Genomic DNA, 16444 nt, shown 5'->3' on the forward strand with positions numbered 1-16444 from the left:
TGTGCTCCGTTCACAGCCACGCCGGTAGTACCGGCACGGGAGATCCGTCAGTTGTCGACAGATCGTGAGGGCGGCCGCTCAGATAGGCGACCAGGTCGGCAAGCGGACCGGTGACGCTAACCGGTGCATCCGCGCCGGGAAGGTCCCACACCGCTGATGCGTCGGCAGCTTCGAGCCGAAGCGCCACGCCAGGCACCGCGCTGCGCTTGCCCACGATGTCATTACCAAGCGCCACAAGGAAATCGGCCGGTAGATCGGCGAAGGTGACGCCAGTACCGAGATCAACGGCATGGACGCACACCTCCCGTGCCCGCATCCACGGGATCTCCGTGGCTGGGACGGTCCGACCCTGGGCTGTCACGATCAGCTGTGCCCACTGCTCGTCGGAGAGTGACGCCATTGCAGCGTCGAGCTTCTCGGCCGAGGACCGCGGCCACGCGAGCAGAGTGGCCGCCGGCAACTGGGAACCTTCCTCGATCCCGCGGGCGCGGGCGTCGGAGGAGGCGTACATCGGTGTCTCCTCGCCGGTTTCGGCCCAATGGACGAGGTTACGGAGCGCTTCGGCGTTGGCGGCGACGTGAGCGAGAAGGTGGCGCCGACCCCAGCCCGGAAGGCCAGACGGCGCCGCCACACCGGCGTCGTCGAGTCCGGTGACGCCGCTCAGGAACAGCTGCGTCCCGTGCTCCATCCAGCGCCGGGCGTCAGTCATTCCTTCACCACCTTGTTGGTGCACGCACCGAGACCCGAGATTGCAGTAACAACGCTCTCGCCCCCGAGCAGGTAGACCTTCGGATCGCGGGCATGGCCGACACCAGCGGGGGTTCCGGTTGCGATCATGTCGCCCGGATTGAGGCGCGTGATGGTCGAGATGTACTTCACGAGCGTGATCGGATCGAAAAGCAGTGTGCCGGTGTCATCACGCTGCATTACTTCGCCGTCGACGGTTGTCGTGACCTCGAGAGCCGGGCGGACTCCGCCGACCTCGTCCGGCGTCACGAGGAAGGGTCCGACCGGAGTCGTGGAATCCCAGATCTTGCCCTGGGTCCACTCGATCGTGCGGAACTGCCAGTCGCGCACCGACACATCGTTCATGACGGTGAAACCGGCGATCGCAGCCTCGGCCTGAGCGTCGTCGGCGCGGCGCACCTGCTTGCCGATGACGATGACCAGCTCGACCTCCCAGTCGAAGGCCTCGGTCTCGTCCGGCCGGACGATGTCGTCGTTCGCGCCGATCAGGCTGTCGGCGAACTTCGGGAACAGCGTCGGATACGACGGGAGTTCGCGGCCCATCTCCTTGATGTGATTCGTGTAGTTGTGACCGACACAAATGACCTTCGACGGCTGCGGCACTACCGGTGCGAAGTCTGCACCCTCGAGCGGGTAGGTGCTGGCATCGTCGGCCGATACAGCTTCTGCGCGAAGCTTCCAATCCTCATGGGCAAGAAAGATTCCCAGATCGCTCTCGCCGAGGTCGACCAGACGGTCGCCGTCGAGCTTGACTGCGCGCGTCGTTCCGCCGGTGCGAATTGTCGTGAGCCTCATCGTGAAATCTCCATTCGGTTGAGCTGCAGTGCTTCGAAGACGGGTGCGTCGCCGAAGCGGAAAAGGTCGAGTGCGCCGGAATCCGAGTCCGTCTTTCCCGCTTCCGATTTCGCGGAGAACGGCGTCCAGGACGGAACGACGAACAGGTCGCCGCGCGTCACTGTCCAGGTGCGGTCGCCAACAGTCACCGTGCCGGAACCGTCGAACACCTGGTAGACGCTCGAGCCGGTCTCCTTCACCGGAGCGGTCTCGGCGCCGCGGACGATGCGGTGGAACTCGGTGCGCATCGTCGGCAGGACGTCGCCGCCGGTGTGCGGGTTGGTGTAGCGAACCGCCGCGTGGCCTGGTTCGACTGTGCCGCCGTAACCTTCGGCTTCGATCGCAAGCTGATCGCGCAGTGCACGGTCGGTGAACTCCCACTTGTACGAGAGCAGTGGGCTGCCGGGAGCGACCTGGGTGGCACTGAGCGGGCGCAGGCCGGGGTGACCCCACAAACGTTCGGACCGGGAGCGCTCGGGAGTGATGCGCTCGGCGTCACTGATCTCGTCGCGCCCGAACTCGAAGAACTGTGCTTCCGTCAGGTACTGGAACGGGATGTCCAGGCCGTCGATCCACGCCATCGGCTTGTCGGTGGCGTTGTGGTGGGCGTGCCAGTTCCAGCCCGCCTGCGGCAGGAAATCGCCGCGGTTCATCGAGACGGCGTCACCGCCGACGACCGTCCAGACGCCGGAGCCTTCGACGACAAATCGGAATGCGTGCTGGGTGTGGCGGTGCTCGGGAGCATCCTCGCCCGGCATCAAGTACTGGATCGCCGCCCACAAGGTGGGGGTGGCGAAGGGCCGGCCACCCAGTGACGGGTTCGCCAGCGCAATCGCGCGACGCTCACCACCGCGGCCGACCGGGACGATCTCGCCGGCTTGCTCGGCAAGGCGAACCAGGTTCTCCCACTTCCACAGGTGCGGGACAGCGCGCGAGCGCGGATGAGCCGGCATGAGATCGCCGATCTCAGTCCACAACGGCACCAACAGTTCTGACTCGAAGCCGCGGTACAGCTCCTCGAGCGCTGGGGTCACATCCGGCTGGCCTGGCGCGTCGACGGCGTGGAGCCGGACGGGGGAGTCGGTCGAAGTCATGACATAAGAGTGACTGGATTATTCAAGACAGAACACTAGATTCTGCTATACAGAATCATGGAGAAGCCACAGAAAACCCCGCCGGCGTATGCGATCGCCAGCGTCGACCATGCACTGAGATTGGCGACAATCCTGCAATTGGAGGGAAACCTGACCGTCGCGGAAGCGGCAGAGCGACTCGGGGTCGCCAGATCGACAGCACACCGGCTACTGCAAATGCTGGTCTACCGGGACTTCGCAGTGCAGCACCCCGGCCGTCAGTATGGCGCCGGGCCCGTCCTGGAACTGGCCGAACACTCGCGCTCCGCGACCTCGTTGCTGCGATCGGCCGCGCTGCCACCCATGGAACTCCTGGTCCAGGCGGTCGGAGAGTCTGCCAATCTGACCATTCGCACCGGCGTCGAGGCCCGGTTCATCGTCTCGGTGGAGTCCGCTCAGGTACTGCGCGTCGGATCACGCGAGGGCATGGTCTTTCCGGCACACCGCCTTTCCGGCGGGTTGCTACTGCTCGCCGAACTCTCCGCCGACGAACTGGGCCAGGCCTACGAGAGCAGGTCAGACGCGGATGCGACCGACCAGCCGGATCTGCCGAAATTGCGTGCCGAACTGGCGCGGATTCACAAGCAAGGGTTTGCGGTCAACCAGGGCCGCTCCGAGCGCGGCGTCGTCGCCGTCGGAGTACCGGTGCGCGATGCCAACGGCAAAGCCCTTGCCGGACTGTCGGTTTCAATCCCGTCCGTGCGCTACGACCGGCAGCAGTTGCCGTCCCTGGTGGCAACTCTGCGCATGGCTGCCGATCGCATCGAGGCTGACCTGGCACGCAGAACATTAATTTGACGCATGTTCCGCCATGCAAAATATGAGTTAGATTTATGTGACTGCAGTCACTTCACTGGGTGTATGCCCAATTCTCCCGCCACTTCCACCGTCGACTTGTTCGCCGACGACGTCCTGACCGATCCCTATCCGATTTACGCCGAACTCCGCGAACTCGGCGCAGCGGTGCACCTGACCACCAATGACGTCTACGCCCTGACGCGCTACGACGCGATCCGCGACGCGTTGGCTGATCCCGGCACGTTCTCGTCCCGCAGCGTCGGATTCAACCCGATGGTCAACGAGGCATTACAAGGCACGTCGCTGGCGTCGGATCCACCTGTTCACACCGAACTACGGGCGACACTGACGGAGAACCTCTCCCCACGTGCGTTGCGCGGGCTCGCGGGCCAGATCCAGACCAAGGCCGACGCCCTGGTCGCGGACCTGGTTACCCAGGGATCGTTCGACGCCATCGATGCGCTGGCACGCGCATTCCCCCTCGAGATCGTCGCCGATCTGATCGGCTTCACCGGCTCGGTGCGCAACGACATGCTGCGCTGGGGACAAGCCGCGATGGAGGTTATCGGCCCGATGAACCAACGGACTGCCGAGAACTTCCCCATTGCCGGAGAGCTCTACGGCTGGTGCGCGCAAGTCCGCGCCGAGGATCTGGCACCAGAGTCGGTGGGCCGCGGCATATTCGATGCCGAGGCCCGGGGAGCGATCCCACCCGATACTGCCGGCAAGATCATCCACCAGTATCTGGGCGCGGGAGTCGATACGACGATCGCCGCGATCGGCAACATCGTCGCGCTGTTCTCAGCCTTTCCGGACCAATTCGATCTAGTCCACCAGAATCCCGAGCTGGCACCGGCAGCATTCAACGAGACGCTCCGATTCTGGGCGCCGGTGCATGCGTGGGGGCGCTTTGTCACCAAGGATGTCGAGATCGACGGAACGCTCGTCCCGGCTGGATCCCAGGTTGCGATTCTCTTCGGTGCGGGCAATCGCGACTCACGGCATTACGAGAATCCCGACACCTTTTCGGTCGAACGGAATCCGGTGGACCATCTCTCCTTCGGTTACGGCTCGCACGGCTGCGCCGGGCAAGGGCTGGCTCGTCTGGAAGGCCAGGCTGTCATCAGGGCACTGGCCAAGCACGCTCGACGGATTGTGGCTGCCGATCCGATTCTGTTGCCCAGCAACATTACTCGCTCTATCAATCAACTCGACGTCCTGAAAGTGATCCCCGCATGAGAATTGTGCTCGATCGGCCCCGTTGCGAAGGCCATGGCCTATGCGAAAGTGTTGCCCCCAAGTTGATGCACCTCGACGACGAGGGTGAACTGGTCCTCGACCTCGAAGAGTTCGCCGAGGGAAGCCGCGAGCTCGCCGACGCCGGCGCAGCTGTCCGGGTCTGCCCCGTCGCCGCACTCAAACTGGCATGAACGGCACTGACGCTCGTCGACGAATTCTGGTCGTCGGCAATGGAATTGCAGGCCAGACTGCCTGCGACAGTCTTCGAACCGCCGGATTCGACGGCAGCCTGACCATCGTGGGGGACGAACCCTGGACGGCATATTCACGGCCGGCGCTCTCCAAGGCACTCTTGGTCGACGGCAGCTCCCCCGAACTGGCTTCGCCGATGCACCAGGCCACCGAGATGCTCGGGGTGGCGGCAGTCGGCCTCGACGTCGAATCACGCCGGGTGCACCTCGACGACGGTACGGACTTGCCGTACGACGGACTGGTCATCGCGTCCGGTTCACGGGCTCGCCGACTGGGAGGTGTGGATAGCGCGGAGCTGACGCTGCGCACGCTCGACGATGCCTGGGTTCTGCGCGAACGACTGGCCGCCCAGCCGTCCGTCGTAGTCGTCGGGGCCGGGCCGCTGGGAATGGAGATCGCATCAGCGGCCATGGCTGTGGGGTGTCAGGTCACAGTGGTGGCCGACGGCAGGCCGATGCTCTCGCACCTGGGTCCACACCTGTCCGAAGCGTTCACCGCGACCGCGGTGGCACAGGGACTGACCATCGTCGACGGGTCGGCCGCTCGGATCGACGGTCCTCGCGGAGTGATCCTGCGAGACGGATCTCGGATCGAGGCCGAACTGATCGTCACTGCGATCGGCGACATACCCAACACGGAGTGGTTGGCTACCAGCGGACTCGCAGACGGCCCTCTCGAAGCAGATTCACGAGGACGGATTCGGCCGAACATCGTGGCAGCCGGGGACGTCGCGGCCATCCCCACGCGTCAAGGAATACGACGGATTCCGTTGTGGAGCAGCGCAATAGAACAGGCAAAAGTTGCCGCCGTCGCACTCTTGACCGGCGATGAAGCGCCGGAGCTCGACCTCGATCCGTACTTCTGGACCGAGCAGTTCGGGTTGAACCTCAAGGCCACCGGTCACTTGCCGGTGGCGGGAGAACCCGAGTTCCTCGTCGGCGAGCGGCCAGACGGACCGTCGGTGATGCGCTGGACTCACGACGACGGCCGCGGCGTCGCCGTCGCGGTCAACCACCGCATTGCAATCCCGAGACTGCGACGCATGGCCTCGACCGCCGGATGACGCAGGCCGCGTAACTTCGTGTGGATGAACCAACCCCGGAACCACGATGGCGATCTCGGCCTGGAGCGCCTCGGCGGGGTCAACCTCAACCTGCTGGTACCGCTGCTTGCGCTGCTCGAAGAGGGTTCGGTCACGCGAGCCGCCGCCAGGGTAGGCATGACCCAACCCGCGATGAGTCACGCCCTGGGCAGGATGCGCCGGATGATTGGGGACGATCTGGTTGTGCGGCAGGGGAGCGGACTGGTGCTCACTCCGCGCGCGCTGGAGCTGATCGATCCACTGCGTGAAGTGCTACGCCAGACTGCGCGAGTGGTGAACTTCCCAGGCTTCGACCCCGCTCACGACAGCCGCACCATCACAGTTGCGATGACTACCAGCACCGCCTTCGTGGTCGGGGCGGAGTTGGCAAGACTGGTTGCCGACCGAGCCCCGAATGCGACGCTGCGCATCCGCAATTTTGTCGCGCCGCAGGCCGCCGACTTCACCGACAACGGCGTGGACGTCGTACTTCTGTCAGAGGCATTCCATTCGCCGTATCCGCGCGAACGCCTGTACGAGAACCGATGGGTGGTGATCGCCCACCGCGACAGCGACCCCGAGGCATCTGCACTACAGCTGCTGACGTCGTTGCCTCATGTCACCTACGGCTCCCGTCACCGCGTGCCGCCGTACGCCTCGCTGGACGCGCACGGAGTGGACTACCGCATCGGGACGTTGATTTCCGATCACCTGCTCATCCCGCACCTGGTGGCAACGGCCGGTGGAGTTGCCTTGCACACCTATCGAGTCGCGGTCGCGATGGCCGCGCGGGTTGACCTGCGGATCGAGGAGTTCCCGCTACCGGTCGCACCGTTGGTCGTCGACATGGTGTGGAACCCACGCCTGGCCGATGCCGAGTTCAAATCCTGGTTACGGGGGATTCTCGTCGAAGTAGCCGCGCCCAGTTAGCACCCTCTTCCTCGAGCTCACACCCCTTTCAGCGCGCTGGAAGGGGTGTGAACTTTGCCGAAAACGTGCTCTGTCCACCAATATCCGCGATACAGAATTTGCTTGACAGACCGTAAACCGATGTGACACCTTGCTCACTCAGTGCGTGACACGTATCACAAGCGCGCTCGGACTGCCGATCCGGCGGTTCGGAATCCTCGAGCAAGGAGCTCACAGAAATGAGTAACCCGACTGCGCGGCCATCGCGCTACGTAGCGACTCTCGTGGCCGCATGCCTGGCCGTCATGGTGGCCCAGGTGGCGTACTCGCTGCCCGGCGCCCTGAACGGAACCTTCCAGCAGGACTTCAACATCTCCGGCGCAGAACTCACGTGGATCAGCGCCGCTTTTGCCACGACGATGGTGGTTTTCGAACTGACCTTCGGCGTGCTCGGTGACATGTTCGGCCGCAAACGACTGCTACTCGGTGGCGCGCTGCTGATCGTCGTCGGCGCAGCCCTGTGTGCAAGTGCGCAGGAAGTCCACCTGATGTGGATCGGCCAGGCCATCGCGGGTATCGGCGCCGGCGCGCTCTACCCGATCTCGCTGGCGATGATCGCCGCTGCAGCACCCGACGCCCAGGCCCGCGCCAGGGCGATCGCACTGTGGGCGGGCTTCCTGTCCCTCGGTGCCGCACTCTCGCCGATGATGGCCGCCGTACTCACCGAATTCGGCAGCTGGCGTTGGGCTTTCGGTGCAGTGATCGCCGCCGCACTGATCTCGTTTGTCGTTTCACTGGGCGCGCAGGACTCGTCGTCGCCGGAAGGCCGCAAGCTCGACCTCCCCGGTCAGGCAACGTTGGCGGTCGGCCTGATCGCCCTGCTCTGGGCGCTGACGCAGGGATCCGAGATCGGTTGGGGCAACACCACGATCGTCGTCGGCTTTGTCATCGGCGTCGTATCCCTGGCCGCGTTTGTCGTCATCGAATTGCGCACCGAAGTGCCACTGCTGCACCTGAACCTGTTTGCCAATCGGGTCTACGCGATCTCGGGTATCACCGCCGTCGTCGGCATGTTCGCGTTCCTGGGACTCTGCTTCTCGATGAGCATCTGGCTCGGTGCGGTTCAGCATGTCTCACCGCTCAAAATCGGCGTGTTGTTCCTGGTCATCCAGGGTCCCGCGTTCCTGCTGGTGCCGCTCGTATCCCGCCTGATCCACAGCGTTTCACCGCGATGGGTGCTGACGTCGGGCTTTGCACTGATCGCGATCGCCGGCTTCATCTGCTCGCAGTTCGACGTCCAGACCTCGACGTGGACGGACTTCATCGTGCCGATGCTGCTGCTCGGCGTCGGGTTCGCCTTCACGGTCGCGTCGATCACCGCGGTGGCCATCAACACCGTGCCGTTGCGCTTGGCCGGCATGGCAAGTGCCACGACAAACCTGTTGCGTGACTTCGGCTTTGCACTCGGACCCGTTCTCGTCGCTGCTATTGCGAACAGTGTCGCCAACAACGAAGTCAGGGACGGCCTCGGCGCAGCTGTCGGTGATTCCGATCTCGGTCAGGCTCATGCCGGCGCCGTCATGGGGATCGGCGAGCAGGGCGGCGCGATGGCGCTCAACTCGATGCCGGTCATTCCGGTGCCGACCGATCCGAGCCTGGCACCCGGACCCGACAATCCAATGCTCGCAATGCCTTCCGTGATCAGCGATCTGGCGTTCTCGTCGCTCGGTAGCGGCTACAGCCTGGCGTTCCTGGTGTGCGCGCTGTGCGCCGCCGCGTCCGGTGTCCTGACCCTGTTCGGACTCTTCGGAAGCCGCCCGGAGTCCGAAGCCGCAGTCGATATGGGCACCGACGTACTGCATGAGATCGCCAATGTGGCCGACGACGTCAACGTCCGATAAGGCCGGTGAACCTCAGTTGTCCGCTGCGAGCAAGTAGCACCAGGATTCGGTGATTTCGTCGAGGCAGATCTCGCGCGGGGTCCGCCAGCCGATGGAGAAGTAGCGCCGCGAGAGGTGCTCGAGCTGCCCGAAAGCCAGCACGCAGCGGATCCGGCGCCGGTCGGCCGGCAGACGCTTCGCCGTGTCCAGCCCCGCGGTCATGTCCTCGACGGCGGACTCGAACCACTGCTCGGTCTTGGCCTCGACGTCCGGCTCGTATGACGCCTCGTAGGACGCGGTGAGGTAGGGCTTGATCTCGTCCCATTGGGAGAACTTGCGGTCGAGCCATGCGTGGATTTCGCCTCGCGAGCCGGAGGCAACCACCGCGGTCAGTGCGGGGTTGTCAGCCGCGTTAAGGATCGCGTCGACCTTGGTCAGCAGCGCACTCATCACGTCCGCCTTGGACGAGAAGTGCAGGTAGAAGGTAGTCCGGGTCGAACCTGCAGCCGACGCGATGTCGTCGATCGTGGTCGCGGAGTAGCCCTTCTCGCCGAACAATTCCAGTGCCTTGGCAAGGAAAAGCTCGTAGGTCATCTGTTTTTGAGCGGCGCGAAGCGACATGGCCACAGATTCTAGCCGCAGCAAAGCCACAAATCAGTCCGGCAAGTCAGATGTCTGTTAACCAACTCACTTGACGCTTTGTAATGTTAATGGCTACTGTGATCGCTACCACGTCATGCAGGCATGACGATGACGAAAGGAAATGCCGATGAAGGTCGACCAGATCGCTGAAGGCAACACCGTCAACACCGTTCTCGGCCCCGTTCCCGCCAACCAGTTGGGTGTTGTCGCGGTCCACGAAGCACTGCTGTCAGTGCTTCCGGGTGCGGAATACGCATTCGACATCCCGATGGACCGCGCCGACATCTTCGAGACCCTGACGGACAAACTGAAGGATTTCCGAGAACACGGCGGAGCGACGATCGTCGACGCCACCGGCATGTTCCACGGTCGCGACGTCAAGCTGTACGAGGCTCTCTCACGCACCACCGGCGTGCACATCGTCACGTCTACGGGCCTCGGTCCGGAGGAGATGCTCGGCGGTTATTTCCTTACGCCGCAGACCAATCCGCCGACTCCCTGGCCGGCAGAGAAGTTCGCCGAACTATTCACTCAGGAAATCACCGATGGCATGGTGATTCCGCGCGTAGAGCGTCGCGGTATCCCCGGACTGGTGGCTACCGCCGCCAATCACGAGGGAATGACCGCCACCGAGGAAAGCCTGTTCCGCGGAGCGGCCCGCGCCGCGCTCGCCACCGGCACCCCTGTCTCCATCCGCTACGGCAACGATGCGGTGGCCGACCTCGAGATCCTCGCGGAAGAGAAGCTGCCGGCAGAGCGCGTCGTCGTCGGCGGACTCGACCGGAAAGACGCCGACGCCGCCGGCGCCCCGGCCGAAATCGCCCGCCGCGGCGCCTATGTCGCGCTGGACCACGTAGGCACAGCAAATGACGTCCACATCACCGACGCCGAGCGTGCCGCTTTGATTGCCGAGCTGATCAAAGCCGGCTACGGAAACCGGATTCTGCTCTCCAGCAACGCAACCGGCGTCGCCAAGGGTCATCCCGGGAACGATCTGCCGTTCAGCTACATCCTGTCGACGTTTGTCCCCGCCCTCACAGCGCAGGGACTGAGCGAGCTGGATGTGCAGCGCATCCTCGTCGACAACCCGCGCGACTTGCTCAGCGCGTCAGGGGCTACGCCGACGCGAGCCGTGGGCTGACCCACCGCGACAACGGATAACCATCCAATTTTCGAATCTTCTTAGAGGTGAGTGTTGTGTCGAGAGTGAACACCGTTCTGGGGTCGATCCCCGCCGAGGAACTCGGGATCGTGGCCATCCACGAGCACATCGGGTACGGCATGCCGGGCTCCGAGCTGGACACGAAGTGGTGGAAGACCCCCGAGGAGCGGTACTCCGAGACCGTCCCCAAGCTTCGGAAATTTCACGAGTACGGCGGCGGAACCTTCGTCGACGTCACCGGAATCTGCAACGGCCGTGACGTCGACTACTACAAGTCGCTGTCCGCCAAGACCGGCGTCCACATCATCGCGTGCACCGGCTTTGTCGGCGGCGACACCGCACTTCCGTTCTTCGAACGAGCAAACGTCGAGTACCTCACGAGTCAGTTCGTTCATGAGATCACCGTCGGCATCGGCAATACCGGCAGCAAGGCCGGTGTCATCAAGGTCGGCGTGAGCCGGGGTGGCCGGATGACGGATCTGGACAAGCGCATCTACCGCGCGGCCGCTCGCGCTGCGCTGAGCACCGGCGTGCCGATCCTGACGCACCTGGCTATCGACGCCGAGAACGCAATCAAAATCTTCAACGACGAGGGCTTGCCGCTGGATCGGGTGCTGTTCGGGCACGTCGACGACGGTGTGAACGCCGACAAGACGCGTGACACCTGGATTGCCGAACAGGGTGGACGCGTCGGCTTCGACACGTTCGGCTACGAGACCGAACTCCCGGACCCGCCGTTTTGGGCACGCCCCCGCAAGGAGCGCCTTGACCACTTCCTGCGCTTCCTCGGCAAAGGCCACTTGGATCAGGCACTCGCGGGCGTCGACGCCAACTGCAGCCCGCTCGGATGGCCGGGCGTCAAGGGCCACACCCTGAACTACCTCTTCGAAGACCTCATTCCCGACCTGCGCGAAGCCGGGTTGGACGAAGCCACCATCACCAAGTTGTTCGTCGAGAATCCGGCCGACTTCTTGACCATCCAGAACTAGCAAGGACTAAGAACAATGCAGTCTTCAGAGCTCGAGAACCTGAAAATCGCCATCGTCGGCGCGGGATACGCCGGCGCTGCCGCAGCCAAGGCCCTGAGCCTGCTCGGCGCCGATGTCACCGTGTACGAGCAAGCTAGCCAGATCCGGGAGGTCGGCGCCGGCATCGGTCTGCGTCCGTCCACTATGGATCGCTTCCGCCAGTGGGGCATCTTCGACGCCGTCGCGCAGGTCAGCTCGCCGAGTGACTACTTCGAAATCCTCACCGGCACAAATGATCCGATCATGAAAGAGGAGTGGCCCGCTGTCCCCGGCGACACCGAGGGCACCAAGACTCACCTGATCCACCGCGGCGACTTCATCGACGCTCTGCTCGGCGTACTCCCCGAAGGCATGGTGCATCTCGGCCACAAACTCGAGACTCTCGAGGACAAGGGCGATCGCTCCGTGCTCACCTTCACCAACGGCACGACCGTCGAAGCCGATCTGGTCATCGGCGCCGACGGCATCAAGTCAGTTGTGCGGCAACAGCTTTTCAGCGACAAGGGCCCCGTGTTCTCCGGCGAGCACGCGTACCGCACGGTCATCTCGGTTGACGACGCCTACGGCATGGCGACGGACGACAACCTCCGCATGTACATCGGACGGGGCACGAAGGTCTACCTGCTGCCGCTGCGCCACCGCGGCCAGGTCTCCTTCGACATCACCGCGCTGTGCCCGGACAGCACGTGGGCGCCGACGATCACCAAGGAAGACATCCTGGCGACACTCGAAGGTTTCGACGAGCGGATCGTGAACATCGCTCGCGACCTCGACATGGACACGGTGAGCATTCGCGCGGTCTACGACATCGACCCGGTTGATGTGTGGCACACCGACTCTGTTGCCCTCGTGGGCGACGCCGCCCACTCGATGCTGCATCACCAGGGCCAGGGCGCGAACTCGGCGATCCTGGACGCCGGCGGTCTCGCCGACGCTCTGAAGGAAGCCGATTCCGTCAAGGAAGCACTGGCGTTGTACCAGGCAAACCGCAAGCCGGTGACGGACGAGCTGCAGCGCATCTCGCGTCAGGGCTGGACCGAAGACGAAGTCAACGACGTGTTCCCCGGCCAGAAGACGGCAGCTCAGCCGGCTGCGACCAAGTAAGGAAGCCACGACATGCCCTTGCATCCCCAGATCGCTGAGCTCATCGCCACCCTGCCGGCCCCGCCCGAGGGACCGCTCGACCCTGCGCTCATGCGCGCCGGCGACGAGACGCACGTAGCTCCGCTGGAACAGCGCCTGCCACTGCACGCTGTCGAGGACACGGCCGCGGGCGACGTGCCCGTCCGGATCTACACACCGGTTGACGCCGACGCGTACGGACTGTTGGTGTACTTCCATGGCGGCGCGTTCTTCCTCGGCAGCCTGAACACGCATGACCACGTTGCGCGCAACCTCGCGAAGGAGACCGGCCTCGAGGTCATCTCCGTCGACTACCGTCTCGCTCCCGAGGCGGCCTTCCCGGCCGGTCTCGAGGATTGCCACGCGGTAGTGCGCTGGGCAGCGGAGAACGGCGAGGCTCTGAAGTGGGACGGGAAGACTCTCGCGCTGGCCGGCGACAGTTCGGGTGGCACTTTTGTTGCCGCCGTCGCTGCACTGGCACACGACGAGGGATTCGACCGCATCACGCACCAGGTACTTCTCTACCCCTCGCTGGACCTGGACTTCGACGTCGATCGCTACGAATCTCTGCGGGAGAACGCCGAAGGGTACGGCGTGGAGACGGCAGGACTGAAGGGCTTCAACAGTTTCTATTTCCAGAGCGGTGCTGACGCGGCGAACCCGCTTGTCTCACCGATCAAGCGTGAGGATCTTTCCGGGCTACCCCCGGCACTGATCGTCACGGCCGAGTACGACCCGATGCGTGACGAGGGCGAGTTGTACGGCCAGCGCCTGAAGGAAGCCGGCGTCGAGGTGACGGTGAGCCGTTATGCCGGCGCCAACCACGGGTTCGCGCAGAACTTCTCCTGGATCCCGGAGTACCACAAGGTGTTCGGGGAGACTGCCGCCTTCCTCCGTTCCACCGGTGAGTGACATGACAGACGACGTGAAGATTCATCCGCTCGTCTCGCCGTGGGGCCGATTCGGCCTCTACAGCTTCCTGATCGACGCCCCCGAACTCGCAATCGTCGACACCGGGATCGCGTCGTCGCCGGCGCAGGGTATGGCCCCGGCGCTCGAGGCAATCGGGCGCCGGATCGAAGATGTTCGCTGGATCCTGTTGACCCACGGCCACATTGACCACATCGGTGGCGCCCACGCCCTGTGGGAACTCACAGGCAGGCGTGCTCAGGTTGTGATCCACGAGGCCGACGCACACCTGTTGCGCTCCCGGCAGGCGCACGTCGACGAATACCTGACGGGGCGTGGGCAATACCTCGACGACCCGCAGGGTGTGGAGAAGCAGATGGCGTCGGCGAAAGCAGTCATCTCCGGCGAGATGGAGCCGTCCATACTGGTTCGAGGCGGCGAAACCCTCTCCCTCGGCGGCGGTGTCACCGTATCGGTGCATTCCATCCCCGGCCACACGGCCGGATCTGTCGCCTACGTGGTTGACGGCCAGAACGACGTGTTCGTCGGCGACGCCGTGCAGGTCCACGGAGCGGCCAACGGCTTCCCCGGCTACGAAGATCCTCTCGCGTACCGGTCGAGTCTTCGGTACCTGCGTGACGAGATCCGCCCGAACCACCTGTATCTGGGGCATCCGTACCGCCGGGCCGACGGTGTCGCCTACGACGTCGAACTCGACCGCGAACAGGCATCCGAGGCATTGCGCGAGAGTGTCGACATCGAGGTCGGCGTCCGCGGTGCAGCGCATCAGTGCCTGTGCGGCGGTCCGCCGGAGACGGACTCGGCGTACTCACCGTTTGCACCTGTCGCCGAGGAACTCGGCTACGAGGGCGACCCCACTCTCGAACCGTCCCCGTTCTTCACAACGATGCACGGCTACCGCACTCAGTACGACGAAGAAGAATAGGAGTCGTTGACCCATGGCCGAATTCGAAACATTCAACGCAGGTGGACAGGCAATCCACATCCGCAAAGATCTCCGGATCCCGATGCGCGACGGGATCGAGTTGGCGGCAGACGCCTACGAGGGCGTCGACGGAAAGCCGCGGCCGGCGCTCGTTGCACTGAGTCCATACGGCAAGGAACTGCAGGCGCTTGCCCTGACGACGCCGCCGCAACGACGCCCCAGCCCGATGTGGGACGGCTGCATCGAAGCCGGCGACATCGCGCGCATCGTCAGCGAGGACTACGTTCACGTCATCGGTGACCTGCGCGGCTCCGGTGCGTCCGAAGGCGAGCACATCGGCAACTACAACGCCGGTGGCGTCTCGCTCGGACTGGATGCCTACGACTTCATCGAATGGGTTGCGGCACAGCCGTGGTGTGACGGAAACGTCGGCATGGTCGGCATCTCGTACTTCGGCTCCATGCAGGTGTTGGCCGCCGCTGAGCGTCCGCCGCACCTGAAGGCGATCTACGTGAGCGGCGGCCACTACGACTTCTACGAGACCACCTACCACGGTGGCATCATGTGGTTCATGCCGCGCGCCGCCCGTGAAGGTCGCGGCGGCGACTCCGGCTGGGCGTTCACCGACAACGTCAAGTCCCGCATGCTCGAGACGTATAGCCCCGAAGAGGTCGAGAAACGCGTCGCCGAGCGCCTGCAGGATCCCGACGTCGCCGCCTGGCCGAATCTGGTTCACGTGCTGAACTATCCGAAGAACCACGAAGCCTGGTTCGACATCGTGATGAACGAGTTGGACGGCGACTGGTACGAGGAGCGCAACCCGATCACGCTGGCTCCCAACATCGATATCCCGGTTTACCTGCAGATCGACCAGGGCCGCGGCTGGACGATGGACGGCACGATCGAGCTCTTCGACGCGTTGAAGGGCCCGAAGAAGCTCGATATCGGCCCCTACCCGCCGATGCAGTCGCGCCCCTTCATCGAAGAGCACGACAAGATGTTCCGCTGGTACGACTACTGGATCAAGGGCATCGACAACGGTGTCATGGCCGAGCCGGCCGTGAGCGTCTTCGTCGAAGGCTCACGCGAACTGGCCACCGGAAACCATTGGCCACCAAAGGATATCGAGTACAAGGCGCTGTACCTGCGCCCACGTCACAAACTCGCTACCGAACCGGAGCCGATGGGCGCCGAGTACGCCGCCCCTGACGGCTTCTACCAGGCCCCACTCACCGTCACCGACAAGGTCGAGATCCTGGCCTGGAGCACACCGGTTTTCGAGGAGTCCACGGAGATGATCGGCACCGGAGCCGCGCACATCTTCGCGGAGATCGACCAGAGCGATTCGAATTTCATTCTGCGCCTGTGGGATTACGCCCCGAACGGTAAGCGCCAGCTGATCACTTCCGGCTATCTGAAGGCCTCGCACCGCGAGTTGGACGAGCGAACCACCGAGGGCAACCCGCACCACCCACACACCCGTGCGGTGCCGGTGGAGCCGGGCAAGATCGAGGAGTACGTGCTGCGCCTCTACCCGTTCGCGAATACCTTCAAGCCGGGCCACAAGCTGACCGTGGAGTTGTCCAACGCAGAGCCGTTGGCAGACGAGCACAACGCACTGCTCCCGCCGGACGCGTTCCACCTTCCCGTGGGTCGTCCCGTCACTCACAAGATCTACCGCGACGCGGCACATCGCTCACGGCTCGTGCTTCCATTCACGACGGTCACTTCCCAGGTGAACAACAAGTGAGATCCTGATGCC

At 64.1% G+C, this 16444-nt stretch carries 16 protein-coding genes; 12 read left to right on the forward strand and 4 right to left on the reverse strand.

What is annotated here, in order from left to right:
* Positions 1 to 10: 10 nt before the first annotated feature.
* The 3 genes from KTR60_RS28380 to KTR60_RS28390 are packed head-to-tail and all read right to left on the reverse strand — an operon-like array spanning position 11 to position 2675.
* Positions 11 to 709, reverse strand: a complete 699-nt coding sequence (locus KTR60_RS28380; protein ID WP_219468389.1) for a maleylpyruvate isomerase family mycothiol-dependent enzyme — start codon at positions 707 to 709, stop codon at positions 11 to 13.
* Positions 706 to 1542 carry a fumarylacetoacetate hydrolase family protein gene (locus KTR60_RS28385; RefSeq protein ID WP_228401515.1) on the reverse strand — a complete coding sequence of 279 codons (837 nt, stop codon included), beginning with the start codon at positions 1540 to 1542 and terminating at the stop codon, positions 706 to 708. Before KTR60_RS28385 ends, KTR60_RS28380 begins: the two co-directional genes overlap by 4 nt.
* Entirely contained in the window at positions 1539 to 2675 is a 1137-nt protein-coding gene (locus KTR60_RS28390) for a cupin domain-containing protein (RefSeq protein ID WP_219110434.1), read from the reverse strand. The genes KTR60_RS28385 and KTR60_RS28390 overlap by 4 nt, the downstream gene beginning before the upstream one ends.
* A 57-nt stretch (positions 2676 to 2732) precedes the next feature.
* On the opposite strand from KTR60_RS28390, the gene KTR60_RS28395 reads away from it, so the two are divergent.
* The 6 genes from KTR60_RS28395 to KTR60_RS28420 all read left to right on the forward strand — a co-directional run bounded on the left by KTR60_RS28395 (position 2733) and on the right by KTR60_RS28420 (position 8894).
* Positions 2733 to 3512, forward strand: coding sequence for an IclR family transcriptional regulator (locus KTR60_RS28395; protein ID WP_228401516.1), 780 nt, complete (start codon positions 2733 to 2735; stop codon positions 3510 to 3512).
* A 63-nt stretch (positions 3513 to 3575) separates the two neighbouring features.
* The gene (locus KTR60_RS28400; RefSeq protein WP_219468380.1) at positions 3576 to 4751 is read left to right on the forward strand and encodes a cytochrome P450; all 1176 of its coding nucleotides are present in this window, start codon (positions 3576 to 3578) and stop codon (positions 4749 to 4751) included.
* A complete protein-coding gene (locus KTR60_RS28405; RefSeq protein ID WP_219468377.1) occupies positions 4748 to 4942 on the forward strand; it encodes a ferredoxin in 195 nt (64 codons plus the stop codon). The genes KTR60_RS28400 and KTR60_RS28405 overlap by 4 nt, the downstream gene beginning before the upstream one ends.
* A complete protein-coding gene (locus KTR60_RS28410; RefSeq protein WP_228401517.1) occupies positions 4939 to 6066 on the forward strand; it encodes an NAD(P)/FAD-dependent oxidoreductase in 1128 nt (375 codons plus the stop codon). Before KTR60_RS28405 ends, KTR60_RS28410 begins: the two co-directional genes overlap by 4 nt.
* Before the next feature lie 24 nt (positions 6067 to 6090).
* Complete coding sequence (locus KTR60_RS28415) at positions 6091 to 7014, forward strand: LysR family transcriptional regulator (protein WP_228401518.1); 924 nt, start codon at positions 6091 to 6093, stop codon at positions 7012 to 7014.
* A 218-nt stretch (positions 7015 to 7232) separates the two neighbouring features.
* Complete coding sequence (locus tag KTR60_RS28420) at positions 7233 to 8894, forward strand: MFS transporter (RefSeq protein ID WP_228401519.1); 1662 nt, start codon at positions 7233 to 7235, stop codon at positions 8892 to 8894.
* Between the two features lie 12 nt (positions 8895 to 8906).
* On the opposite strand, the gene KTR60_RS28425 is transcribed toward KTR60_RS28420, so the two are convergent.
* Positions 8907 to 9494, reverse strand: coding sequence for a TetR/AcrR family transcriptional regulator (locus KTR60_RS28425; protein WP_228401520.1), 588 nt, complete (start codon positions 9492 to 9494; stop codon positions 8907 to 8909).
* A gap of 148 nt (positions 9495 to 9642) precedes the next feature.
* On the opposite strand from KTR60_RS28425, the gene KTR60_RS28430 reads away from it, so the two are divergent.
* The 6 genes from KTR60_RS28430 to KTR60_RS28455 are packed head-to-tail and all read left to right on the forward strand — an operon-like array spanning position 9643 to position 16432.
* Entirely contained in the window at positions 9643 to 10656 is a 1014-nt protein-coding gene (locus KTR60_RS28430) for a phosphotriesterase (RefSeq protein WP_228401521.1), read from the forward strand.
* A 56-nt stretch (positions 10657 to 10712) separates the two neighbouring features.
* The gene (locus KTR60_RS28435; RefSeq protein ID WP_219468360.1) at positions 10713 to 11666 is read left to right on the forward strand and encodes a phosphotriesterase family protein; all 954 of its coding nucleotides are present in this window, start codon (positions 10713 to 10715) and stop codon (positions 11664 to 11666) included.
* Between the two features lie 15 nt (positions 11667 to 11681).
* Entirely contained in the window at positions 11682 to 12809 is a 1128-nt protein-coding gene (locus KTR60_RS28440) for an FAD-dependent oxidoreductase (protein WP_219468357.1), read from the forward strand.
* A gap of 12 nt (positions 12810 to 12821) precedes the next feature.
* Positions 12822 to 13739: an alpha/beta hydrolase gene (locus KTR60_RS28445; protein ID WP_219468353.1), complete on the forward strand. Its 918-nt coding sequence runs from the start codon at positions 12822 to 12824 to the stop codon at positions 13737 to 13739.
* Between the two features lies 1 nt (position 13740).
* Positions 13741 to 14682 (forward strand): MBL fold metallo-hydrolase, encoded by a 942-nt coding sequence (locus tag KTR60_RS28450; RefSeq protein WP_219468350.1) that lies wholly within the window; start codon positions 13741 to 13743, stop codon positions 14680 to 14682.
* Positions 14683 to 14695: 13 nt separating this feature from the next.
* Positions 14696 to 16432, forward strand: a complete 1737-nt coding sequence (locus KTR60_RS28455; RefSeq protein WP_228401522.1) for a CocE/NonD family hydrolase — start codon at positions 14696 to 14698, stop codon at positions 16430 to 16432.
* Positions 16433 to 16444: the final 12 nt, after the last annotated feature.

Origin of the sequence: Rhodococcus sp. C1 (genome assembly GCF_020809065.1) — a bacterium.
Classification (GTDB): domain Bacteria; phylum Actinomycetota; class Actinomycetes; order Mycobacteriales; family Mycobacteriaceae; genus Rhodococcus_F; species Rhodococcus_F qingshengii.

Excerpts from the sequence above, each read along its gene's own strand:
- KTR60_RS28450 (WP_219468350.1), top strand. The coding sequence starts at position 13,741 with ATGACAGACGACGTGAAGATTCATCCGCTCGTCTCGCCGTGGGGCCGA.
- KTR60_RS28445 (WP_219468353.1), top strand. The coding sequence starts at position 12,822 with ATGCCCTTGCATCCCCAGATCGCTGAGCTCATCGCCACCCTGCCGGCC.
- KTR60_RS28380 (WP_219468389.1), bottom strand. The coding sequence starts at position 709 with ATGACTGACGCCCGGCGCTGGATGGAGCACGGGACGCAGCTGTTCCTG.
- KTR60_RS28420 (WP_228401519.1), top strand. The coding sequence starts at position 7,233 with ATGAGTAACCCGACTGCGCGGCCATCGCGCTACGTAGCGACTCTCGTG.
- KTR60_RS28415 (WP_228401518.1), top strand. The coding sequence starts at position 6,091 with ATGAACCAACCCCGGAACCACGATGGCGATCTCGGCCTGGAGCGCCTC.
- KTR60_RS28390 (WP_219110434.1), bottom strand. The coding sequence starts at position 2,675 with ATGACTTCGACCGACTCCCCCGTCCGGCTCCACGCCGTCGACGCGCCA.
- KTR60_RS28385 (WP_228401515.1), bottom strand. The coding sequence starts at position 1,542 with ATGAGGCTCACGACAATTCGCACCGGCGGAACGACGCGCGCAGTCAAG.
- KTR60_RS28430 (WP_228401521.1), top strand. The coding sequence starts at position 9,643 with ATGAAGGTCGACCAGATCGCTGAAGGCAACACCGTCAACACCGTTCTC.
- KTR60_RS28400 (WP_219468380.1), top strand. The coding sequence starts at position 3,576 with ATGCCCAATTCTCCCGCCACTTCCACCGTCGACTTGTTCGCCGACGAC.
- KTR60_RS28455 (WP_228401522.1), top strand. The coding sequence starts at position 14,696 with ATGGCCGAATTCGAAACATTCAACGCAGGTGGACAGGCAATCCACATC.
- KTR60_RS28425 (WP_228401520.1), bottom strand. The coding sequence starts at position 9,494 with ATGTCGCTTCGCGCCGCTCAAAAACAGATGACCTACGAGCTTTTCCTT.
- KTR60_RS28405 (WP_219468377.1), top strand. The coding sequence starts at position 4,748 with ATGAGAATTGTGCTCGATCGGCCCCGTTGCGAAGGCCATGGCCTATGC.
- KTR60_RS28410 (WP_228401517.1), top strand. The coding sequence starts at position 4,939 with ATGAACGGCACTGACGCTCGTCGACGAATTCTGGTCGTCGGCAATGGA.
- KTR60_RS28440 (WP_219468357.1), top strand. The coding sequence starts at position 11,682 with ATGCAGTCTTCAGAGCTCGAGAACCTGAAAATCGCCATCGTCGGCGCG.
- KTR60_RS28395 (WP_228401516.1), top strand. The coding sequence starts at position 2,733 with ATGGAGAAGCCACAGAAAACCCCGCCGGCGTATGCGATCGCCAGCGTC.